The sequence below is a fragment of the Paenibacillus sp. J22P169 genome, assembly GCF_059691995.1.
Genome location: NZ_JCAUAO010000010.1, coordinates 1 through 22,057, shown reverse-complemented (window position 1 = coordinate 22,057; position 22,057 = coordinate 1). Strand labels below are relative to the sequence as shown.

General features: G+C 46.1%; 21 protein-coding genes, 2 tRNA genes, 1 rRNA gene and 1 riboswitch. Of the genes, 6 read left to right on the top strand and 18 right to left on the bottom strand.

What is annotated here, in order from left to right; all coding sequences use genetic code 11:
• Positions 1-6: 6 nt before the first annotated feature.
• The 3 genes from prfA to AC58QG_RS30150 form a co-directional block, all read right to left on the bottom strand.
• Positions 7-1,071, bottom strand: coding sequence for a peptide chain release factor 1 (prfA, locus tag AC58QG_RS30160; protein WP_497365751.1), 1,065 nt, complete (start codon positions 1,069-1,071; stop codon positions 7-9).
• A 33-nt stretch (positions 1,072-1,104) separates the two neighbouring features.
• Positions 1,105-2,205 (bottom strand): redox-regulated ATPase YchF, encoded by a 1,101-nt coding sequence (gene ychF, locus AC58QG_RS30155; protein ID WP_497271010.1) that lies wholly within the window; start codon positions 2,203-2,205, stop codon positions 1,105-1,107.
• 79 nt (positions 2,206-2,284) lie between these two features.
• Complete coding sequence (locus AC58QG_RS30150; RefSeq protein WP_497365750.1) at positions 2,285-3,025, bottom strand: PilZ domain-containing protein; 741 nt, start codon at positions 3,023-3,025, stop codon at positions 2,285-2,287.
• A 103-nt stretch (positions 3,026-3,128) separates the two neighbouring features.
• Positions 3,129-3,215, bottom strand: a riboswitch (cyclic di-GMP riboswitch).
• A 284-nt stretch (positions 3,216-3,499) separates the two neighbouring features.
• On the opposite strand from AC58QG_RS30150, the gene tadA reads away from it, so the two are divergent.
• Positions 3,500-3,958, top strand: a complete 459-nt coding sequence (gene tadA / locus AC58QG_RS30145; protein WP_497365749.1) for a tRNA adenosine(34) deaminase TadA — start codon at positions 3,500-3,502, stop codon at positions 3,956-3,958.
• A gap of 21 nt (positions 3,959-3,979) precedes the next feature.
• Here the strand turns inward: tadA and AC58QG_RS30140 are convergent, their stop codons facing one another.
• A complete protein-coding gene (locus AC58QG_RS30140) occupies positions 3,980-4,531 on the bottom strand; it encodes a DUF1697 domain-containing protein (protein WP_497365748.1) in 552 nt (183 codons plus the stop codon).
• Positions 4,532-4,546: 15 nt separating this feature from the next.
• The gene (locus AC58QG_RS30135; RefSeq protein WP_497365747.1) at positions 4,547-5,044 is read right to left on the bottom strand and encodes a DUF1648 domain-containing protein; all 498 of its coding nucleotides are present in this window, start codon (positions 5,042-5,044) and stop codon (positions 4,547-4,549) included.
• A 163-nt stretch (positions 5,045-5,207) separates the two neighbouring features.
• Here AC58QG_RS30135 and AC58QG_RS30130 point away from each other — a divergent pair.
• From AC58QG_RS30130 to AC58QG_RS30110, 5 genes are all read left to right on the top strand, one after another.
• A tRNA-Arg gene (locus AC58QG_RS30130) sits at positions 5,208-5,281 on the top strand.
• A gap of 101 nt (positions 5,282-5,382) precedes the next feature.
• Complete coding sequence (locus AC58QG_RS30125) at positions 5,383-6,588, top strand: MFS transporter (RefSeq protein WP_497365746.1); 1,206 nt, start codon at positions 5,383-5,385, stop codon at positions 6,586-6,588.
• A gap of 186 nt (positions 6,589-6,774) precedes the next feature.
• Positions 6,775-7,245 carry a sigma-70 family RNA polymerase sigma factor gene (locus tag AC58QG_RS30120; RefSeq protein ID WP_497365745.1) on the top strand — a complete coding sequence of 157 codons (471 nt, stop codon included), beginning with the start codon at positions 6,775-6,777 and terminating at the stop codon, positions 7,243-7,245.
• The gene (locus AC58QG_RS30115) at positions 7,242-7,718 is read left to right on the top strand and encodes an anti-sigma factor (protein ID WP_497365744.1); all 477 of its coding nucleotides are present in this window, start codon (positions 7,242-7,244) and stop codon (positions 7,716-7,718) included. The genes AC58QG_RS30120 and AC58QG_RS30115 overlap by 4 nt, the downstream gene beginning before the upstream one ends.
• Positions 7,718-8,902: a hypothetical protein gene (locus AC58QG_RS30110; protein WP_497365743.1), complete on the top strand. Its 1,185-nt coding sequence runs from the start codon at positions 7,718-7,720 to the stop codon at positions 8,900-8,902. The genes AC58QG_RS30115 and AC58QG_RS30110 overlap by 1 nt, the downstream gene beginning before the upstream one ends.
• A gap of 159 nt (positions 8,903-9,061) precedes the next feature.
• On the opposite strand, the gene AC58QG_RS30105 is transcribed toward AC58QG_RS30110, so the two are convergent.
• The 13 genes from AC58QG_RS30105 to rrf form a co-directional block, all read right to left on the bottom strand.
• Entirely contained in the window at positions 9,062-9,184 is a 123-nt protein-coding gene (locus AC58QG_RS30105) for a hypothetical protein (RefSeq protein WP_279615885.1), read from the bottom strand.
• 26 nt (positions 9,185-9,210) lie between these two features.
• Positions 9,211-9,381: a small acid-soluble spore protein P gene (locus AC58QG_RS30100; RefSeq protein ID WP_497365742.1), complete on the bottom strand. Its 171-nt coding sequence runs from the start codon at positions 9,379-9,381 to the stop codon at positions 9,211-9,213.
• A 15-nt stretch (positions 9,382-9,396) separates the two neighbouring features.
• On the bottom strand, positions 9,397-9,552 hold the full coding sequence (locus tag AC58QG_RS30095) for a hypothetical protein (RefSeq protein WP_497365741.1): 156 nt from the start codon (positions 9,550-9,552) through the stop codon (positions 9,397-9,399).
• A gap of 20 nt (positions 9,553-9,572) precedes the next feature.
• Positions 9,573-9,920, bottom strand: coding sequence for a hypothetical protein (locus AC58QG_RS30090; protein ID WP_497365740.1), 348 nt, complete (start codon positions 9,918-9,920; stop codon positions 9,573-9,575).
• A 120-nt stretch (positions 9,921-10,040) separates the two neighbouring features.
• Positions 10,041-14,207 (bottom strand): choice-of-anchor I family protein, encoded by a 4,167-nt coding sequence (locus AC58QG_RS30085; RefSeq protein WP_497365739.1) that lies wholly within the window; start codon positions 14,205-14,207, stop codon positions 10,041-10,043.
• 157 nt (positions 14,208-14,364) lie between these two features.
• Positions 14,365-14,451: transfer RNA gene (locus tag AC58QG_RS30080), tRNA-Ser, on the bottom strand.
• Between the two features lie 83 nt (positions 14,452-14,534).
• On the bottom strand, positions 14,535-15,815 hold the full coding sequence (gene serS / locus AC58QG_RS30075; RefSeq protein WP_497365738.1) for a serine--tRNA ligase: 1,281 nt from the start codon (positions 15,813-15,815) through the stop codon (positions 14,535-14,537).
• Positions 15,816-15,906: 91 nt separating this feature from the next.
• Complete coding sequence (gene pdxT, locus AC58QG_RS30070; protein ID WP_497365737.1) at positions 15,907-16,485, bottom strand: pyridoxal 5'-phosphate synthase glutaminase subunit PdxT; 579 nt, start codon at positions 16,483-16,485, stop codon at positions 15,907-15,909.
• Positions 16,485-17,366, bottom strand: coding sequence for a pyridoxal 5'-phosphate synthase lyase subunit PdxS (pdxS, locus tag AC58QG_RS30065; protein ID WP_065854409.1), 882 nt, complete (start codon positions 17,364-17,366; stop codon positions 16,485-16,487). Before pdxS ends, pdxT begins: the two co-directional genes overlap by 1 nt.
• 120 nt (positions 17,367-17,486) lie before the next feature.
• Positions 17,487-18,857 (bottom strand): D-alanyl-D-alanine carboxypeptidase family protein, encoded by a 1,371-nt coding sequence (locus AC58QG_RS30060; RefSeq protein ID WP_497365736.1) that lies wholly within the window; start codon positions 18,855-18,857, stop codon positions 17,487-17,489.
• Between the two features lie 167 nt (positions 18,858-19,024).
• The gene (gene guaB, locus AC58QG_RS30055; RefSeq protein ID WP_497365735.1) at positions 19,025-20,482 is read right to left on the bottom strand and encodes an IMP dehydrogenase; all 1,458 of its coding nucleotides are present in this window, start codon (positions 20,480-20,482) and stop codon (positions 19,025-19,027) included.
• Positions 20,483-20,642: 160 nt separating this feature from the next.
• On the bottom strand, positions 20,643-21,845 hold the full coding sequence (locus AC58QG_RS30050; protein ID WP_497365734.1) for a putative glycoside hydrolase: 1,203 nt from the start codon (positions 21,843-21,845) through the stop codon (positions 20,643-20,645).
• 102 nt (positions 21,846-21,947) lie between these two features.
• A 5S ribosomal RNA gene (gene rrf / locus AC58QG_RS30045) occupies positions 21,948-22,057 on the bottom strand; the annotation flags it as partial.

The following is a 22,057-nucleotide window of genomic DNA, read 5'->3' as shown; positions in this document are numbered from 1 at the left end:
TCGTCATTACATCGCCTCTAAGGCATCGGATTGTGCAGCAATCGTTAATGCTGACACAATTTCCGCCATATCGCCGTTAAGCACCGTCTCCAAACGGTGAAGCGTCAAGCCGATACGATGATCGGTAATCCGGCTTTGCGGGAAGTTGTAGGTACGAATACGCTCTGAACGGTCGCCCGTTCCGACTTTGCTTTTACGCTCGCCGGCATATTTCGCTTCTTCTTCTTCACGCAATTTATCTGAAATCCGCGTACGAAGTACGCGAAGCGCTGACTCTTTGTTAGAGTTTTGCGATTTACCATCCTGACACGTTGCGACGATACCCGTTGGTACGTGCGTTACACGCACAGCGGATTTCGTTGTATTAACGGACTGACCGCCCGCTCCACTGGAACAGAACGTATCGACGCGAATATCTGCATCATGAATCACAATTTCCACATCTTCTGCCTCCGGCATAACAACAACCGTCGAAGTGGAAGTATGGATCCTTCCACCGGATTCCGTTACTGGAATACGTTGAACACGGTGTGCTCCACTCTCAAACTTGAGCTTACTATAAGCACCTTTACCCGTAATCATGAAGATAATTTCTTTGAATCCGCCCAAATCATTCACGGATGCATCCAAAATCTCCGTTCTCCAACCTTGCGCATCCGCATATCGCGTATACATCCGGTAGAGGTCGCCTGCGAACAGCGCAGCTTCATCGCCACCTGCCGCTCCGCGGATTTCCACGATAACGTTCTTGTCATCGTTAGGGTCCTTCGGCATCATCAGGATGCGGAGATGTTCTTCTAGTTTAGCGGATTGCTCGCTAAGCTCGTCGATCTCCATTTTGACCATTTCGCGCATCTCATCATCCAGCTTCTCGTTCTGCATCACTTTCGCATCAGCTAGCTGTTCGCTCACACTCTTATATTCATTATAAGCATCGTAAGCTTCCTGAAGATCAGATTGCTCTTTGGAATACTCTCTAAGCTTCTTCGTATCACTAGTAACATCCGGGTCACACAGCAACTCACTTAGTTTTTCATAGCGGTCCACAATGGACTGAAGTCGATCCAACATAGGGGATCACTCCTTTCTTATTTTTATTAACAATTAAACGTTGAAACGGAAATGCATAACGTCGCCGTCATTAACCACGTACTCTTTACCTTCAAGACGTACTTGGCCTTTTTCCTTAGCTCCCGCCATGGATCCCGCAGCAGCCAAATCGTTATAAGAAACAACCTCTGCACGAATAAATCCACGTTCGAAATCCGTATGAATCACGCCAGCCGCTTGAGGAGCCTTCGTTCCTTTACGGATCGTCCATGCTCTAACCTCTTGAACACCAGCCGTGAAATACGTGTACAAGCCTAGCTTTCTGTACGCTGCTTTGATCAATCTATTCAAGCCGGACTCTTGAAGTCCCAGCTCTTCCAAAAACATGGCTTTTTCTTCGTCTTCCAGCTCAGCGATTTCGGATTCAACCTTCGCACTAATAGAAACAACTTCGTTGTTTTCTTTCTCAGCGAATTCCTTCACAATTTTAACGTATGCATTGTCGTCCGCAGTTGCAACTTCATCTTCACTCACGTTTGCCGCGTAGAGCACTGGCTTCATCGTCAGCAAATGAAGATCGCGAACTAGAAGACGCTCGTCATCTGTCAAATCCAAGCTGCGTGCTGGCATATCATTATATAAGGCTTCTTTGATACGTTCCAAACACTCAACCTCAGCTACAACTTTCTTGTCGCCGCCTTTGAGGTTTTTGCGTGAACGCTCGATCTTTTTATCAACCGACTCAATGTCTGCCAAAATCAATTCAAGATTAATCGTCTCGATGTCGCCAATCGGATCGACTTTCCCAGAAACGTGAGTAATATTATCATCCTCAAAACAACGCACAACATGCACAATCGCATCGACTTCACGGATGTGTGCTAGAAATTTATTTCCAAGGCCCTCGCCTTTGCTCGCACCCTTAACCAAACCCGCAATGTCAACGAATTCGAAGGCCGTCGGCACAATGCTCTTAGGCACAACGATTTCTACCAGCTTCTGCAATCTCTCGTCTGGTACTTCTACTACCCCAACATTCGGATCGATCGTACAGAACGGATAATTCGCAGATTCTGCCCCCGCCTGTGTAATTGCATTAAACAATGTCGATTTTCCTACGTTCGGTAGACCGACGATACCTGCTTTCAAAGCCATTGTCGTTTACAACTCCTTAATTTTCGAAAATCATCCTTCTTATTATATAGTACTTGGAGGGCAAAAAAAAGCCTGCAAGCTATTGATTGGCTGCAGACTTTTTTTCCATTGCTTTTTTGAACTCTTCATCCCGCTTCTGCTCGAAGTAGGTTTGGATCTGATTTCGCAGAATAAAACCGCGCAGCGCATTGCTTTGTTCCGCAGGAACGCTCTCGAAGCTGGCCCCGTAGTAGTAGACGTCCTCTTGCTTTTCTTTCCTTATAATTTCCAACATGCAAGGCATTTCAAAGCCTAAATCCAGCTCGACTTGCAGCAGACATTTTTTGTGAAGAATACCATCGATCATCGAATTATCATTTATGGTAAAGCCAATTCCATTCATGGAAATATTTTTTATCGAAATTCCAATTGGATTTTCCAATTGATGCTGCTCTTTTTGGGTTATATTTTGGAATCCTGCTATGTGACCTATGTTCTTCACTTCTACCCGCGGGAACTCCCGTTTCTCTGAAAACTTCTTCCGATTCTCAGGTGGATTGATCACGATGAGTGAACCAGGCTCTCTAGCTACGATTGTCGAATGAAAAACGAATAAACCCGATTTGGTGTATAACGTCAATTTCGCCTTATCACCAAGCTGAAATACCTCATATTCCGGCAACTCAATTTCCATAATGTCTCCTTGTGCATAGGTAAGAATACCTGTTGCCACGAAATCATCCTTCGCCACTACAGCTCGGCAATCAATTAATACCTCCACATCATATCCTTCTTTACTCCCATATCGCTTCAAAGCATCCTGCTTCATCGCCATGCTCATCTTCACCCTCCCTTAATGATGGATTTCATAACAATTTTCCGCACAAAATAGACTGCCCCCACACAGGGACAGCCTATCACCGCAATCAAAAAAAGCATCGATTTTCGGTAACCAGGCTGCCATAGTTCATAAGAACCGTAGACCCTCAGCTTTGCGTCCTTGCCTTTCAGCAAGTTTGCCATTGTCGAACCCTGCTATTCATTTATGTAGATATATTGTTTCTGGTCTTAATGATCTATCCTTGGGCCAAACTGGTCTAAAAGACCCACTATTACCACCATTATACGTAGCCTGGATATTTCTTTCAACTAAAATCCTTGCATGGGCCATGTTTTTATTGTATGAATGTGTAGTGGATTAAATATCCACAGGTTTATAAGTTATCCACATTGTTATCCACAGCTTGTTAACAACGAATATTTGTTCGGATTTTTATACACATGTGGATAAACTATTATTGCGAGGTGTCCCCCTGTGGATCAACATATCCCCTGGATGAAAGAAGCGATTGGCGAGGCGCTGAAAGCTGAAGCCATCCGCGAAGTACCGATTGGCGCCGTCGTCGTCCATCAAGGTCAAATCATTGGCCGCGGCTATAATTTACGTGAAACAACCCTAGATCCTCTCGCGCATGCGGAGATGATTGCCATTAAACAGGCGAGCGAACATCTGCAGGCTTGGCGCCTTTTGGACTGCCAGCTTTATGTGACGCTGGAGCCTTGTCCGATGTGCGCAGGTGCGATCGTACAAGCACGAATTCCGCAGGTGATATACGGTACGGTGGATCCGAAGGCAGGCTGTGCGGGAACGTTGATGAACTTGCTGCAGGAGGATCGATTCAATCATCGTGTCGATGTGGTGAGTGGCGTTTTGCAAGAAGAGTGTTCGACGATGCTAACGCAATTTTTCCGAAAATTACGGGGAAAAGCTTAAAGGTTTAGCCCTTCCGACAGCTTATTGGCTTGGCTGTAAGGCCTCTGCAAGCTCTACGAGCTTGCTCATCGTATTCCAATTACGAGTCGTCGTTTGGTCGCCAAGCTTCTGAATGTTGCTTGCCAGCTTCGAATCCAACACACTTTGCCGAAACAGAAAATATATCGTGCAGCCCCGTATTTGAAATTCATCCACTTCACTCTGTCCTTTGGATAAGATGTCGGTGAATGTCTGCTGCGGGGCTTCTTCCGTTAGCACGGAAATTTGAATGCTCTCTGCTTCGGACAAAGCCTCTGCGTCATAAGGGCAGTTCGCTACAAGTTTAGCTAGCTCCGTTGCGGTACGCAAAATAACGGTAGGCGCTACGCCTACCGCATCGCTGATTGCTTTTTCAATACGCGGTCTTAGCGTTTCACTGGACTCCTCTGATTGGAACAGCACATTGCCGCTTTGCAAATAGGTCTGTACATGTGCTAACCCTGAGGCCTCCAGCGTCTTTTTCAAATCGGCCATTTTGATCTTGTTCTTGCCTCCTACATTAATCCCACGCAGAAAACCAACATAAACCGTCATTTCCGCTCACCTCCTTTACTTTAATTGTATCGAACGTACGATGAAGAAGATGATCGTGCCAAACAGCATCAATAAAATGAAGCCTAACACCCACCAATTGAGGTCGGCGTTGCCCTCTTTTGCACTTTGGATAACAGACCATTCAATAAAGCCAAACAGAATCACAATCACCGCTTTTAAACTGTTCATAAATAAACGAGCATTCTGGTATTGTCCACGGGCATTATGTGGCGTAATTGGTGACGGATAATTATACACGTGAGGGACCTTGCTTAGGAGGGTCAAGCCAATGTAGCTGATAACGCCTATCAGTGGTAAGGCAATTAGGCTCATTTTGTTCCCCCAACCATCGATCTCCCCTTTACCGTTAAAATGCATCGGAATTCGCTCAGGCATATCGTGCCACACGTAGGCGACATAAGCGATCATACTTATGATTATGAACAGGGAAATAACATCAAGTACGGTTTCAGCTTTGGAACTGGTGAGTTGAATCACGGGACGTTGCTCCATACGACACCTACTTTCTATTGGTTTAACAACAAATTACGTTAAATGCTATATCTATTTCTTTATCCACTATGTACATTCCTTGCTCAAAGGAAACCTCCTGCATACACATGGGTTAAAATGGGTTGCACCCCGAAAACATCTCGTGTTAGAATGACGATACTATGCGCCCGTAGCTCAGCAGGATAGAGCAACAGTTTCCTAAACTGTAGGTCGTACGTTCGAATCGTATCGGGCGCGTATAGTTCTTTTAAACATACATACGTACAAAGGGATTTCAACTCAGGTTGGCAATCCCTTTCTTTGTTATGGATTCATAATTGAAAGGAGTCCTCACTCCGATGACAACTCGTTCTATTTCATCCTATCGTATCCCGCTCTTCTGTGTGGTCACGATGCTCTTCTGGATGTCGATGTACACTAGCGTTCCGATCATGGCGCCTTACGTGGAGTTCCTCGGGGGGAGCCACCAATTAGCCGGATGGATTGTAGGCATGTACGGCATCTCGCAGATGCTGCTCCGCATCCCCGTAGGCATTATGTCGGATCGATTTCATAAAAGAAGACTGTTCATCACCTTCGGCCTTCTCTTCACCGCCATTACCGGACTCGGACTGTGGTTCACGCACGATTTTACCTGGATCTTGATTCTTCGCGCACTTGCAGGCGCAGCCGCAGCCACTTGGGTTGATTTTACGGTGCTATTCACGAGCTATTACAAGCATGAAGAGTCTACGAAAGCGATTGGCACGATCTCCTTTTTTAACTCACTTGGTCAGGTGCTAGGCATCCTTAGTGCAGGATGGGCAGCAGACAAGCTGGGGTGGGAGTCGGTTTTCATTCTTGGTGCTGTGCTTGGCGTATTAGGCATGATCGGCTCTTTCTTCCTCATCGAAAAAGTCGAGAAAGACGCACCCAAGATTACCTTGCGCGGTATTGGCAACGTGGCGACAGATCGCACACTTCTCTTCGTTTCTTTGCTCGCTATTCTATCACAGGTGCTGATATTTGCTACGGTCTTCGGCTTCACACCGGTATATGCCATGCAGCTTGGAGCAGACAAATTCTCGCTCTCCTTGCTTTCCTTATTCGCTAACGTCCCTGTTGCGCTAGCCTCCTTGTTCGGGGGGCGGCGCTGGTCGATCCGTTACGGAGAGAAACGCATGGTTGTAGCTGGCTTTCTGCTCATGGGGATATTCACCTTTACGGTTCCGTTCACCCATCATCTCTGGCTGCTCATGGTTACACAAGCATTCGCGGGCTTTGGTCGCGGACTTTCGTTCACCCTGCTCATGGGGATGAGCATTAAGCATATGCCTGCGGATAAGCGGGCGACAGCGATGGGCTTTTTCCAAGCGATTTATGGACTCGGTATGTTCGTAGGGCCTGTCCTAATGGGCATCATTGGTGACTATTTCTCTCTAAATGAAGGCTTTATTGTACTCGGCGTCCTCGGTGCCGGCAGTGCACTACTCGCGTATCTGTTCGTTCAAAATGCAGCAAAGAAACAACCAATGGCGGCTAGTAACTCTACGATTGCACAATGATACTAAAGAGCGAATCTCCCGATTCGCTCTTTTTTTCATTCAAGTGCAGGGGTACATGGGCCGAGCTTCGTCTATTCATGCGGAGAGGAGGAGAAGGATATTGAGGAGCACACACTAATTGATCGCATATTAAAGGGCGATGAAGCGGCATTCCGCGAGCTGATAACAACGTATCGTCCATATATATTGCAGACGATCTTTGCGATTGTTCGCCATCAAAAGGATGCCGAAGACTTGTCCCAAGAGGTTTGGACCCGTATTTACTTCTCTCTCCCTCAGTATGAACGGAAAGGCTTGAAAACCTGGATTACACGCATCGCGGTGAATCGAGCTATTGATTTCAAGCGCGCATCCAGTCGGCGCAAGGAAGACATCATCGCGGAATTCGAGGAGACCGTCTCCTTGGCGAAATCTCCTCATCCGGAGGACGGGGTAGAGCATGTAGTTTTGATCAGAGAAACGACCGAGCTCGTACGTGAGAAGCTGCATCAGATCCCAGCGAACTATCAGGACGTCTTATTGGCCTATTATATTCATCATCAATCGTACCAAGATATTGCAAATGCTCAAGGGATTACGATCAAAACGGTCGAATCGAAACTGTACAGGGCCAAGCTGTGGCTGCGAAATCATTGGAAGGAGGAGGAGTTTCGATGAAGGTTAACCACTATTGTGAACAGGAATGGTTGCAGTATGCGGAGGATCGTCTATCGTCAGAAGAAAGGGACGAGATGGAGGATCATGTATACCGTTGCGAGATATGCTTGGCGAGTTACATGACATGTATAGACAAACTAGCAGCACAACAGACCATAGAGGTCAAAGATCCAGTAGCCTATACGAATAGTATTCTAGCCCGAACGGTTGGAACGAAACCTGCTTGGTATCGCTCGACGATGTTCCACTATGGGATTGCTGCTGCCGCGACGCTGGTGCTCGTAGCAACTGGGTTTTTCCATGGCTTATCACAGGAGATAGGAACTTACGGTGCCTTCAAGCCCGCTCGTCCTCTAGAAGCGCCTGCCTCCCTTGAAACCCAAGTTTCCATATCCGATCATCTCGTTAATAAAACACTAACATGGTTAGACAACATACAAAATGAACATAAAGAAGGAGGCCTAGAGCCTTAATGCCTACCAAAAGTAATCTTGTTGCATTCCTACTGTCTTTCATACCCGGAGTGGGTCATTTGTATATGAATCGGACTGTCCGCGGCTTATTATACGGCTTCATATTCTTCGGACTATCTTTCTTACTCTTTTTAGGCATTGTGTCCCATGATGCCGACGAATTCGCCTTTCTGCTTATTCCTATCGGGCTCACGTGGATCATCAATATGATCGATATGATTATCTACTTATTAAACGCTCCAGCCCCAATGCCAATTCCAACAACCTATCATCAACCGATGCCAGCTTATTATGGACCTTATCCGCCTGAGCAAGAGGTGCCATCATGGAATGCCGCCTCCTATAATGCGCAACTAGCAGGAAGACAAGAAAGATCTAAAGTTCTCATGCTCTCCTTTATTCCAGGTGTTGGCCATTTCTGGCTTGGGTTAATGCAAAGAGGCCTTACAGCGATGATATCCTTCTTCGGAATCGCCATTCTCGTGTTTTTTATCGCCATTCTGACACACAATGAAGGCTTTATCGTTTTCTTACTGGCGTTGCCGGTGCTCTGGTTTTACACCATATTCGATGCGTTGAAGCAGCTAGATCGCAAACAAGCTGGGCTTGAACTCGTCGATCGCAGTATGTTTGAAGATTTCCAACGCGATGAACATGGACGCAAAAACCGGACCATTGCCACGATTATCGCCATTTTCCCAGGTGCAGCTCACCTATACTTATCGATGACCAAACGCGGTATCCAGTTGATGGCTGTGTTCCTTTTCTCCATTTATGTGTTGGATGTGCTGCGGCTGTCCCTTTTCTTCTTTTTGATCCCGATACTATGGTTCTTTAGCTTTTTTGATGCCCTGCAGAGCATTTCTAAGTATGAAAATGGTACCTTAATTGACAAGCCCCTTGTCGAGAACTGGACAGCCTACCAACGCCTGATTGGCGTAGTCTTGATCGTATTAGGCGGCTACTATATCTTTAGTGAGTTCTTTGTCCAATTCCTATATCAATTTCTACCCGCTTCGCGGAAATACATGTATCTGCTTAACAACTTCAGTCAAACGCTGATAGTTGCTCTGCTCCTGATTGGCGGCGGCATTCGTTTGCTCATGAGCCGGAAGCAGAAGTTGAAGTCAACGTTTTCTGAAAAAGATACTGAAATGGTGAACGTAGAACGCGAATTACTGTAATGGCTAACAACTTTATAGACAACGAAAAAAAAGAACCCCTAAGGGTTCTTTTTTCGTCGGCATTGATGATATTTCTTTGAACCTTGTTACACGTAAACCTAAGTTAAATCTGCGTATAAAACACGGTAAGTGTCTTTAGCACATCGCCCTCCAGCCTGATTATAACAGGTAGAAAAGTCCTCTTTGCAATGGTTGTTTCGCTTTCGCTAATTGCTCCAACGGAACCACACCTCTCTGCTTGCCGACAATAATAGTATGACCGGTTTTCGTTTTTTTAATCATGTTTATTAAAAAAATTTCATTGCCTTTTATCCGCCGTGTCCATGGCCTTCTGCAGCGTGGCCGCCGTGATGATTCTGATTCTTCACTTTCTTAGAACCGGACAATGGCTCCTGATTGCCACCTGCATTATTTCGGTTTTTCACAGAACCATTGTTCACGAGATTATCGCCCGCTGAGTATGATTTCGGTTTAGACATATGTCCCATCCTCCTTTATGAGTTGGTTCCCTCGTGATTAAGTGCATCCTGATGCCGGTGGTCATTGACCTTCTGCTGGACCTGCTGTGCATTATGGGCGTTGACCGGATCGGCTTCTAGATCTTTGGCCACATTTTGCAAATTTTTATCCGGACTCTTTTGCTTCGTCATCACGGTGTCCTCCTTCTTACTTAAGCGTTGGTGACCTTCTGCAAAGCCTGCGCACACTCATGAATATGCCGCACATAATCATCGATTAACGACTGTACGACATCGCCACGTTCGTCAATATGCGTCGTTCCTTGCTGTACATCGGTCAATTCAACATTCACTTCTCTGGCATCCACATACGTGACTTTAAAATCAAACGAATAGCCGGTATGCCCCGCCGTCATAATGTGCACGCGGATGGCATCCGCATCGCCCTCATCTGCCCATACCCTGGTTTGATCGGCAGGCTGCAGAACAGTGGGCATGACGCGCATCCACTCTTTCACGATTTCAGCTTGATCCACGCTAGGCTTATCTGATTTGCTCATAGGTAACACCTCCACATGATTAAAATGCGGAAGCCGCCCGTGTTTTATCCATGTAAAAAAACACCTACTCCCCAATACGAATCGAATTCGTGCTGAGGGGTAAGTGCTATATGCAACTTGTTATTTAACGATTTGCTGCAGGAGCATACCCAGTATTTTCGCTGCTTCTTCACGCGAAGCAAGATCCTTCGGCGCAAATCGATTTCCTGATTTCCCGGAAATAATGCCAGCTTGCTGCAATGCTTTGGCCGCATCTACCGCGAAGGCAGGAATCTCTGCCCCGTCTGCAAAAGGCACCGCGGCTACTACTTGCGGCAAGCTAAGCTTCTGCAGCGCAGCGAACCGAGCGATCATGGTGGCCATTTGCTCACGTGAGATGTTGGCAGCAGGTGCAAACATACCCTCGCTTACACCGCTTGTAAGGCCGTTCTCCGCTGCCCATTGTACAGACTGGGCATAATAACTGTCTGTCTTTACATCGCGGAAACTGGACGCTTTATACGCGTCTAGCTTCGCGCCAGCCATGCGTGCCAGCATCAAGGTGAAATCAGCACGATTAATTTGCGCATTTGGCGAGAATTGGCCTTCGGCTGTTCCGTTGATGATTTGGCGAGCCGCTAGGTACGTGATATAGCTCTTCGCGAAGCTTGCTGATGTGTCACCAAACGTAACTAGAGAATAGCCTACCGCATACTGCGAGAAGTGGCTAACTTTAAAATTAAGCGTGCCTGTAACCGCGTCGTAGTAACTATTAGTAACTTTTACGAGCTCACCATTGTCAGCGATATAATAAGCTACAATCGCATTCGTATCCTCATTGGCCGTCGGGTTATACGGCACTTGAACCTCAACAGTACCTCCGTTAAAGCTTGATACTGTTTTGCCTCCTGCTGTGATCGTAAAATCAAAGACAGGACGGTCGCCAACGGCGGCGTTCACAGCATCACGTTCTTTTGAAGCCATCTGCTGAGTAATTGCAGTTAGATCTGCTTTTGCGATGGACAGAGAAACATCACCAGAAGTCGCGTTAGAAGCGATTGCAGCCAGTACGTTTTTATCCAATGTCAGGGTACCTAAACCTAAGCTTACTTTTACTTCTGTAGTGGGGCTTTCCGCAACCTTCACGAGCGATTCTGCTGGCAATTTAATAACCGCTTCTTTGGAAGTAGCGTCTACATCTGCTTTAATTTCAAGAATAGATGATTTTTCAGCTGATTCGGACATTTGTTTTAAGGCATCCGTTAATACCGCGGTAGTAAGGTTAGCCGTAGAAGTGCCATTGCTATCTTTGACAGTTGGCGTCGTAATGGTTGTCTTCTCACCGTTAGTGGTTGGTTTGCTAGGTCCCGTTCCAGAAGCAGGGCCGGAATATGGCGGTGTATAGGCAGATGATACCGTAACCGTTACATCCGCTGTCGCATATCCATCAGGACTTACTGCTGTAACTACTGTTGTACCTGTTTCCAAAGCTGTTACTTGACCATCTGCACTTACGGAAGCAACCGCTGGATTAGAAGATTTCCAAGCTACGATCCCTGAGCTTACAGATTCTCCTGCAGATGTCGTCACCGTTGCTGTAAGTTTGCTTGCAGCTGCTCCTTTGGTAACAGAAAGTGTGGACTTATCTACGCTAATCCGTTGTACATTAAGCTGGTATACCGCAACGGTTCCACCCACCTCATTGGCAACAAGAAGCAATGGATTCCCATTTGGGCTAATCGCGGCAGGTATGAAATCAATACCCTCTGGCCCCGTATCCGTATTAAGATTATCCTTCGGTGTAAACACACGAGAATTCGTATAATTTACGAACTTAGCATTGGCCGGATCCGTTACGTCATAGGTCATAATGCCTCCAACACGCTCAAGCCCAACAAAAGCAAGTGTTTTACTTCCCACTTTCCCCACTTTAACATCTTCTGGTTCTGGGCCTTTTTTGGAACTGCGATCATCTAAAGCTGTTTTACTATTACTCGTATTGAAATTATTCGGTACACGCTGTGCAGTGACTTTCTCAAATTCATTCCCACTGTCATACACTTGCGCCATTGTGTTCGCCTGCCAGATCGAGAAGGAACGACCGCCATAGAGATAAATGCTATTTGGACCCATATCACTGGCTACTTCTACGCCGTCGTAAGCAGTCTTACCAGCCAAGAATTGCGCAGCAGGTGAATTGGGCGTTAAACTGCCTTTCATCGTGCCAATCGTGCTTCCATTGCCTCTCACACCCGGCCATTCAGTGACATCCCCCTCATTGGCAGAGAATACATAAGGGATACCATTGATCGTTTGGCTTGCAATTCCATCGGGCATATACATCCCATAGAAAGGGACATTTTCAAACTTGATAGCATTGTCCTTCACTAGATCCAAAGAATTACGCGCAAGGTTCAAATCCTTGAGACCTAGCCCTTTTATTGAGATGACAGCTTTCGTTGCTAAATCAATCGTCCCAATCGCGTTATTTTCCTGAAAAGATACATATGCCTTGCTATTGTCCTCAGAGAGTGCGATATATTCAGGTTCCAAATCAAAAACTGCGTCTTGCTTCGTGCCTTCACCCATAATTTGACCAGTTATTGGTGTAGAAGCACCGCGAATATGAACGTTATTATCGATGACGGAAGGATCAGCAAATCTTAATTGTGTCACGCTATCCATGATCGTATCTACGATGGTTATACTTCCTTCAGGATCGATGCCAGCAGTGCGAGGCTCACCTTCATTCGCAGTAAGAATATAGCGACCATCCGTAGTAGACTTAATCATATCCGGCTGAACACCCGCGTCGTACGCTTTCATTACGTTGCCATCATAATCCAGAACGACGATTTTACCAGCTTTTTTAGAATCTAACTCTTGCACAGATACGGATACTTTCTTGGTGGTCGTATTCACATCCACACTTGTCAGGTCACCGTAAAGAAAGCCGTTATTTTCAACCAAATCTTTTACTCTAATCGTTTTTTCTTTAACTAAGCCTTGCACAAGATCTAAACGAACGATATCTAAGCTAGGTGGATTCCCAGATCCATTAACCAGATAGAACTTATTATTATCCTTGTTGTATTTAACAATCTCGGCGACACCGCCTTCTTTATTCGTAATCCCTACTTTAAAATCAGTTAACTTCGTGATACTTAAAGTATCTTTGAACAAGTTAGAAGCGGGTTCAACCTTAATCGTCAAATAACGGCCATATTGCGTTAACAAACTATCCGTCACTTTGATGTATACGTTAGACGTCACTACTTCCGTTGATTTACCATAGACTTCACCAGTAACAGAATTAATAGCTAATCCAGCAGGTAATCCTGTAGCTGCGAACGTAAATGGAGCTCTCCCTCCATACACACTCATCGATACCGAGTAGGCTTCTTGTTCATAGGCCGTAGGAAACGTTTCATTCGAGTATCCAAGTAAAGACACATTATTGTCCCATTGCCCGAATGCGCCATATTTAGGTCCTTTAATCGCCAATTCCTGAGTAGTCGAATCTGAAATCCCGAACTGACCAAAATCCTGCTTGTTATTATCCGTATCTGTTAATGTCTTACGACGTACGGATATTTTTTTAGATGTCCCTTCAGATGAGCCTTTGGGATAATCGAATTCATAGCCATCAATATCCGTTTTAACGTCTACGTTATCTCCGTCATTACTTCCTGTACCTAACATATCAACATAACCGGTAGGTTTGGGAACATTGGAGAACGGATGTTTATTCGTGATCTCCAGCTTCGTCTGATTACTCATCAGAACAACTTTCAAGCCTTTATTATTAATAAAACGATTGTTCCATAATTGATCATAAGTCGTTGTTAGATTTAATTTGGGTGCATTTGCTCCCGTCGCTTCCCCAAGAATGAGGAATGAAGATTTAGCTTTAATCGTGCCAACAAGGTCTAGTTTCTGCCAATCCCCAGTAGGTCCAGTTAAGGCATCTGATCCACGATCCGCATATTGTAGTGACCAGCCATTTAAGCTGACATCATTGCTAGTTGGGTTATAAAGTTCAATAAATCCATGAGAAGATGCTGTATTTTTCGTATCTGTTACCAAACCGCCGCCATACACCTGATTGATGATCACATGCGGTACCGTGACATCATAAGTACCATTCGCCTGATAAGGCGTTCCTGGTGTTATCGCTACAGCGCTTGCTGGAGTGGCTATTGCTAAAGAACTTATCGTGACTGCCACAGATAAAAGAACTGCGACTACTTTCGTTCCAACCTTCTTCACAGGGTATTCACTCTCCTTATATTGGATGATCTTGTCCATTATAAGGAAAGTCTCTAGGTACAAAATACCCACTTTTCGTTAAAATATGATGTAGATTTTGTAAAGGCTCACGAGCTTTCTTCCTAAAAATAAAAACAAAAAAAGCCACACGATTTCGAGAATCGCATGACTCTTTGGTTGGGTATTACCTTGGCTACGGAGAGGGTGGGATTCGAACCCACGGAGACCTTGCGACCTCGGCGGTTTTCAAGACCGCTGCCTTAAACCACTCGACCACCTCTCCACGATAGGCGTCTCCGATTAGGGAGACGACCTTGTGCAGTGACAAAAAGCATTGTAGCACACAATCGTCACTCGATGCAAGTCTTATTTTTTCGTGATGACTTTCACGTTGTTCATGTACGGAACAAGGACATCTGGCACAACGATTGAACCATCCGCTTGCTGGTAATTCTCAAGAATTGCAGCCACTGTTCGGCCCAAAGCTAAACCTGATCCGTTCAGTGTATGTACGAATTCCGGCTTCGCCTTCGCATCGCGGCGGAAGCGAATGTTCGCTCTGCGCGCTTGGAAGTCTTCGAAGTTACTGCAGCTGGAAATCTCGCGGTATGCGCCGCTGTTAGGCAGCCATACTTCCAGATCGTACGTCTTCGCGGACGTGAAGCCAATATCACCTGTGCAGAGTGACAACACACGGTAAGGCAGCTTCAATAGCTGTAGGACGCGCTCAGCATGCCCTGTAAGCTTCTCCAACTCCTCGTAGGAGTCTTCGGGCTTTACGAGCTTTACAAGCTCTATTTTGTTGAACTGGTGCTGTCTGATTAACCCCCGTGTATCGCGACCAGCGGATCCTGCTTCCGAACGGAAACAAGCACTGAACGCCACGAAGTTAACTGGCAGCTGTTCATTCGTTAGAATATCTTCGCGGTGGTAATTCGTAACCGGTACTTCCGCTGTTGGAATCAGGAAATATTCCGAATTCTCCAGCTTGAACACATCTTCCTCGAATTTCGGAAGCTGGCCCGTACCTGTCAGACTATCACGGTTGACGATATAAGGAGGCAGCATTTCTTCATAGCCATGCTCATCGCTGTGCAAGTCCATCATGAAGTTGATCAATGCGCGCTCTAGACGAGCTCCTAAGCCCTTGTAGAACACGAAACGCGAACCTGTTACCTTCGCCGCCGCTTCGAAATCCAAGATGCCTAAATCCTGTGCCACTTCCCAGTGCGGCTTTACTTCGAAATCGAACATTGGAATGTCGCCGATGCGGCGTACTTCCACATTCTCTTCCTCCGTACGGCCTACAGGAACACTAGCATGCGGCATATTTGGAATGGAGAGAAGAACTTGTTGTAACGACTCGTCCAAGACACGGATCTCATCATCAAGCTCTTTAATGCGGTCTCCGACCACTTTCATTTCTTGAATCAGCTCATCCGCATTTTCACCGGATCGCTTACGCCCCGCTACCTCTTGGGAAACGGTGTTGCGGCGGTTTTTCAGCTGCTCGGTTTCTTGCAGCAGCTCTCTGCGTTTCACATCTAATGCTGTGAAACCATTAAGCTCCTCGATCTGCTTGCCGCGGTTTTGCATGGCAGCTTGTACAGCTGCTAAATCACTTCGAAGTAACTTTACATCAAACAAGGAGATTCCTCCGTTAGCGCAAAATGGTTTGTATATGGAAGCAAGCACCCAAACCGGCAATCCGGTTAACTCGGGGTGCTTGAACCGTTTATTATGCTTGGCTTTGCTTTACCATGTCTAAGAAATAACTGTGCAGACGGAAATCGTCCGTCAGCTCTGGGTGAAACGACGCTGCAAGGAGATGCCCTTGCTGCGCGGCAACGATCTGGCCGTCATACGTGGCCAATACATCCACATCCGGTCCCACTTTCTCAATGAGTGGGGCACGAATGAATACCGCGCGAACGTTCTCGTCAATGCCTTTGATCGGCAAGTCCGTCTCAAAGCTTTCGCGTTGACGACCGAATGCGTTGCGAGCCACTGTAATGTCCATCAGCTCCAGATGAGCTTCCGGTTGTCCGGTGATCTCTTTCGCGATGACAATCAGCCCTGCGCAGGTGCCGAAGATCGGCTTGCCTGCCGCGGAGAACTCACGTAATGCATCGATGAAGCCATACGTACGCATAAGCTTACCGATCGTTGTGCTCTCTCCACCAGGAAGGATAATGCCATCAATCTCAGCGAGCTGCTCGGTGCGTTTGACAACGACACCTTCTGCACCCGCCTTTTCAATCCCACGAATATGCTCCGCTACCGCGCCTTGCAGCGCGAGAACCCCAATCTTCGTCATTACCAGCCGCGCTCCTGCATACGCTCGGAAGCTTGAAGCTTGGAAATTTCGATTCCCTTCATAGGGGTACCTAGGTTTTTGGAGATTTCAGCGATCATTTTGTAATCCGTGTAGTGCGTTACCGCTTCAACGATTGCTTTCGCGAACTTCTCTGGGCTATCGGATTTGAAAATACCAGATCCAACGAATACACCATCAGAACCAAGGTGCATCATAAGCGCTGCATCAGCAGGTGTAGCAACACCGCCAGCTGCGAAGTTAACAACAGGCAATTTACCTGTTTGGTGAATTTGCAACAATAGCTCATAAGGAGCGCCAAGCGTTTTCGCTTCAAACATCAACTCATCCAAAGACATGCTTTGTACTTTACGAATTTGACCTTGAATCGTACGCATGTGACGAACGGCTTCAACGATGTTACCTGTTCCTGGCTCACCTTTGGTACGAAGCATGGAAGCACCTTCGCCGATACGACGCAAAGCTTCGCCAAGATCGCGGCAACCACAAACGAAAGGCACGGTGAAATCACGTTTGTTGATGTGGAAAACCTCATCCGCAGGTGTTAGTACTTCACTCTCATCGATATAGTCAACGCCTAGGGACTCAAGAACCTTAGCTTCAACGAAGTGTCCGATTCTTGCTTTCGCCATGACTGGAATGGATACAACTTTCATCACATCTTCAACAATTGTTGGATCAGCCATACGGGATACGCCACCAGCAGCACGAATGTCTGCAGGTACTCGCTCAAGTGCCATAACAGCGGATGCACCAGCTGCTTCTGCGATTTTAGCTTGCTCAGCGTTCATAACGTCCATAATGACGCCGCCTTTTTGCATTTCGGCCATACCTGTTTTAACGCGGGAAGTTCCTGTTTCCATTCTTGATTTCCTCCTATAGCTTCTATGCAATTTCGGTGTAGTTCCCTACACGATTCGATAATAAACTTCTAAACAACAATTTTACATGAAGGAGGGGTAATATACAACCCATTTTCTGGCCTACGAGCCGCCTTTAATCCCTTTGAACATATCGCTGAAGAAGTTTTTAATGGAACGGAACAGAAGTCGGATCCAGCTGCCTTTTTCAACATCTCCATCTGCGATTAGATCTACGGTTTTTTCTTGACCATTGTAGCTAACTTTTACTTTCCCCAGCGTGTCGCCTTTCGCAATAGGGGCTACTAGTTTGCTCTCTTCAACTGACTCTGTCTTCACTTGGAAATCGGTATCTTTCGCGCCTTTTCTAGCAACGAATGTTAAACCTGTTTTCGTAACAAGAGGTACTTCCAATTGTACACCCTTCTTAATGTTCACACTTTTCAAAGAATCTATCGTCTGTTTCGCATTCAAGAATGGTTTTATCTCAAAATTATTAAATGCATAGTCCATCAGCTTGCGTGTTTCATTAAAACGTTCTGGTTCTGTCTTCGTCCCCATAACAACTGTAATCATACGCATACCGTTACGTTCTGCCGTTCCCGTGAAGCAGTAGCCAGCATCATCGGTAGAACCCGTTTTCAAGCCGTCCAACCCCGGATACGCATACTTCTTAAAGTTGGTGTTCGCTGAATTCCCTTCAAGCATCCAGTTCCAGTTGATCATAGGTGATTTATCTGTCGCTCTCAACTTCAAGGAAGGAATCTTCGTAAACTCTAGAATTTCTTTATGGTCCTTCAAAATATTATAGGCAAGAATAGCCGCATCGCGAGCTGTCATCTTCGTCTCACCTTCAATAGAAGCAGGCGGATTCTTGAGGTCAGCACGTGAAAGTCCAGTCGCACTAATAAAATGAGCCTTATCCGACATACCAAGCTGTTTCGCTTTGTCATTCATCATTTTCGCGAAATTCTCTTCTGTACCGCCAAGCAATTCAGCAAAAGCAACAGAAGCATCGTTAGCGGAATAAATGGACATCGCATTGAACATATCTTTGAACGACAGTGTTTCGTTCTCAGCAATCAACTGCCCAGAGCCAATGACATCTGCCGCATTCTTAGTGGCTGTCACAGGTGAGTCCCATTTGAATTTGCCTTCTTTGATGCTCTCCATCGCCAAATACTCCGTCATCATCTTCGCCATACTTGCCGGAGGGAAGGCTTCGTCTGCATTCATTTGAAACAGGACTGCTCCTGTGCTGGCTTCCATGATTAACGCAGATTTCGCTGCTACTTGAGGTTCATTCAGTGCTGGTGTTGGTGTTGTCCCTGCATTTGGAGCAGGCGTTGTCACCGCTGCTGGTGATGGCGAAGCTGCTGGCTTCTTATCATCTGCCGCATAGGTTGGCTGTATATGTAAAAGTAAGGATTGAGCAATTAAGCTAACACCTAACACCAATGCAACCTTTTTCTTTGTAAAACGTAAAAATCTCACAATTTCACTCTCCCTAAATGATGTTGGACAAGACATAAGACACGTTATATTGTAACACACCCCATTAGACAAAAAAAAGAAAACGTGGGTTCAACTCCCACGCCTCCAATTTCATCCATATTGTGACAATATATAGGGACCTTTTAGCAGAGCTTAAAGGCTCTCATCTACATTGAGTAATTCGGTGCTTCTTTCGTAATTTGAATATCATGCGGATGGCTTTCTTTCAACCCTGCACCCGTAATACGAACAAATTGCGTATCATGAATGAGTTCTTGAATGTTGCGCGCCCCACAATACCCCATACCTGAACGAAGTCCACCCACCAGTTGATACACCGTATCCGCCATAGGCCCTTTATAAGCCACACGACCTTCGATGCCCTCTGGGACAAGCTTGCTCTCGTTCTCCTGGAAGTAACGATCCTTGCTGCCTTCCTTCATAGCACCTAAGGAGCCCATTCCACGGTAAACCTTGAACTTCCGTCCTTGGAAAATCTCAGACTCACCTGGACTCTCATCTGTCCCTGCAAAAAGACTGCCGATCATAACCGCGCTAGCACCCGCTGCGATCGCTTTAACCACATCACCGGAGTACTTGATACCGCCATCTGCGATGATCGGAACGCCAAACTCTGCTGCTGCTTGCGCGCAATCATAAATAGCTGTCACTTGCGGCACGCCTATTCCTGCGATAACACGCGTTGTACAGATGGATCCAGGACCGATACCGACTTTCACCATAGAAGCTCCTGCTTTGATCAAATCACGTGTACCATCGCCTGTCGCTACGTTACCCGCAATAATCGGAAGCTCTGGATATTGGGCTCTCAGCTTCTTCACAGTCTCTGCGATATTAATGTGATGTCCATGCGCGGAATCCACGACAATGACGTCAATACCAGCTGTAACGAGCGCTGCGGCTCTCTCTAGTACGTCTTTGGACACACCAACTGCTGCACCTACAAGTAGACGGCCTTGCGTGTCTTTCGCCGAGTTAGGGAATTGAATCGCCTTCTCGATATCTTTAATCGTAATTAACCCTTTTAGACCAAAATTCTCGTCTACCAATGGCAGCTTCTCAATTTTGTGCTTCTGAAGGATGCCCTCTGCTTGCTGAAGCGTTGTTCCAACCGGCGCTGTAACAAGGCCTTCCTGTGTCATCACTTCTTTGATTTTAATGGAATAGTCATGTACAAAGCGCAAGTCGCGATTCGTCAAAATACCAACTAAACGATTATTTTCATTTACAATCGGTACACCCGAAATACGATATTTCGCCATTAACTCTTCTGCGTCATAAACATGATGCTCAGGCGTTAATGAGAACGGGTTGGTGATTACGCCGCTTTCCGACCTTTTGACACGATCAACGTGTTCAGCTTGTAACTCAATGGACATGTTCTTATGAATAATTCCGATACCGCCTTCACGGGCCATAGCAATCGCTAGCGCAGACTCCGTCACCGTATCCATAGCGGAGCTAATGAAAGGGATATTTAATTTCACACCAGGTGCCAGTTCCGTCGAAACGTCGATCTCCTTACCGAACACTTCAGACTTTCTAGGCACTAACAATACATCATCAAACGTTAAGCCTTCCTTGCCAAACTTGTCTTCTCTCACTGCGTACATGTCCTCCTTAAAGCCCTCTAACTGAAAGCTTGATTCATAAGCTTCTATTCATTCTTCCGTATATGATTGCAATCTTAACAAAAGGCTATTTTTAGTGTCAAGGAAAAGGACGAGCAAGCAGCTCCCCCTCACCTTGAATAAGTCAATTTCGTTAACGATAGGAGTACGTGCTGCTCGGATTCCATAACAAAAACTGCTCAACCCCCTGCTCCCTCGCTGCTTTGATCTGCTCCTTTACATCGATAGCACCATACTTCTTATGTGGTTTTACCCATGTGGCTGTAAAATCCTGATACCAGGGCCTAATCTGAGCAATCTGCTGATTTGACCGTGCTAACTGCCGATTTTTCCAGTTGGCGTCGTTAACGGCTTGATGGATAACCGCGTAGGGCTGCAAATCAGGGCTTTTGATCCCATAAATACCACTGGTATAGTGGGATGGATACAGCATCGGAGAAATGAAATGAACCTCTTTGCTGATCATCCCCCAGTCCTGCCCAATTCCCATATCATTCGCCATCGACGTCGTTAATCCAAACACATCCGCTGAAATATACGCTTTATCACCTATCTGTTCCTTCGCTGTATGCAAAAAAGTTGCGATATCCTGCGCCTTGCTTAGCTTCTGCGGGTTATCAAAAATCACCTCGCGGTCCACCTTTTGCCCATTCTCTGGGAACCTAACATAATCGAATTGGATTTCATCGAACCCCAGTTTAGCCACTTCATTCGCAATTTGAATATTGTAGTCCCACACCTCTGTTTTAAAAGGATCCACCCAAGCGATCCCCTTCGCGTCCTTCCAGACGCTTCCGTCTTTGTTTTTCATAGCCAACGTACTTTTCTTTTTACTTAAGTAAGGATCCTTAAACACGACTAGTCTAGCTATCGTATAAATATGCTTCTGCTTCAATCTCTGCAGCTTTACTTTCAAATCTTGTATGATGACGTGGCTGTTCGCCCCGATCTCGTTGACCAAAGGAACCGTTGAGGGGTATGTCACCTGACCGGAATCATTCTTAACATCGATCACCATGGCATTTAGATCGGTTTGCTCCACTAGATCAATCAATTGCTCAAACTTATTGCCTACGGCGGACCAGGCGGAAACATAAATACCTTTTACGACCTGTTTACCTGTCTTTTGAAAAGAAGGCGTTGCCACAACGTCCGGCATCTGCTTCTGTTCCTGATTGGACGCAGGTCCAATACTTCCTACATAACTCAAAGAGTGAAGTGGATTTGCTTCTTCCTTTACTTCATCGATTTTGGTTGAGCAACCATTCATCATCAGCGTAACTAACGAACAAAGACACACCCTGTTGATCCATTTCATGCTGCTTGTTGTCCTCATCGTCATCCCTCCTCGTAGGATTAGTATGGTTAAAAAAGCAACATTTACAGATATAAAAAAAAGAGTCTTTCTGGAAAAAATCCAGAAAGACTCTTGCTGTGTGCTTGGCAACGTTCTACTCTCCCAGAACCCTGCGGTTCAAGTACCATCGACGCTGGAAGGCTTAACGGTCGTGTTCGAGATGGGAACGCGTGGATCCCTTCCGCCATCAT

Coding starts and splice junctions, on each gene's coding strand:
- prfA (WP_497365751.1), bottom strand. CDS start 1,071: ATGTTGGATCGACTTCAGTCCATTGTGGACCGCTATGAAAAACTAAGT.
- ychF (WP_497271010.1), bottom strand. CDS start 2,205: ATGGCTTTGAAAGCAGGTATCGTCGGTCTACCGAACGTAGGAAAATCG.
- AC58QG_RS30150 (WP_497365750.1), bottom strand. CDS start 3,025: ATGAGCATGGCGATGAAGCAGGATGCTTTGAAGCGATATGGGAGTAAA.
- AC58QG_RS30140 (WP_497365748.1), bottom strand. CDS start 4,531: ATGACGGTTTATGTTGGTTTTCTGCGTGGGATTAATGTAGGAGGCAAG.
- AC58QG_RS30135 (WP_497365747.1), bottom strand. CDS start 5,044: ATGGAGCAACGTCCCGTGATTCAACTCACCAGTTCCAAAGCTGAAACC.
- AC58QG_RS30125 (WP_497365746.1), top strand. CDS start 5,383: ATGACAACTCGTTCTATTTCATCCTATCGTATCCCGCTCTTCTGTGTG.
- AC58QG_RS30115 (WP_497365744.1), top strand. CDS start 7,242: ATGAAGGTTAACCACTATTGTGAACAGGAATGGTTGCAGTATGCGGAG.
- AC58QG_RS30110 (WP_497365743.1), top strand. CDS start 7,718: ATGCCTACCAAAAGTAATCTTGTTGCATTCCTACTGTCTTTCATACCC.
- AC58QG_RS30105 (WP_279615885.1), bottom strand. CDS start 9,184: ATGATTAAAAAAACGAAAACCGGTCATACTATTATTGTCGGCAAGCAG.
- AC58QG_RS30100 (WP_497365742.1), bottom strand. CDS start 9,381: ATGTCTAAACCGAAATCATACTCAGCGGGCGATAATCTCGTGAACAAT.
- AC58QG_RS30095 (WP_497365741.1), bottom strand. CDS start 9,552: ATGACGAAGCAAAAGAGTCCGGATAAAAATTTGCAAAATGTGGCCAAA.
- AC58QG_RS30090 (WP_497365740.1), bottom strand. CDS start 9,920: ATGAGCAAATCAGATAAGCCTAGCGTGGATCAAGCTGAAATCGTGAAA.
- AC58QG_RS30085 (WP_497365739.1), bottom strand. CDS start 14,207: ATGGACAAGATCATCCAATATAAGGAGAGTGAATACCCTGTGAAGAAG.
- pdxT (WP_497365737.1), bottom strand. CDS start 16,485: ATGACGAAGATTGGGGTTCTCGCGCTGCAAGGCGCGGTAGCGGAGCAT.
- pdxS (WP_065854409.1), bottom strand. CDS start 17,366: ATGGAAACAGGAACTTCCCGCGTTAAAACAGGTATGGCCGAAATGCAA.
- AC58QG_RS30050 (WP_497365734.1), bottom strand. CDS start 21,845: ATGAGGACAACAAGCAGCATGAAATGGATCAACAGGGTGTGTCTTTGT.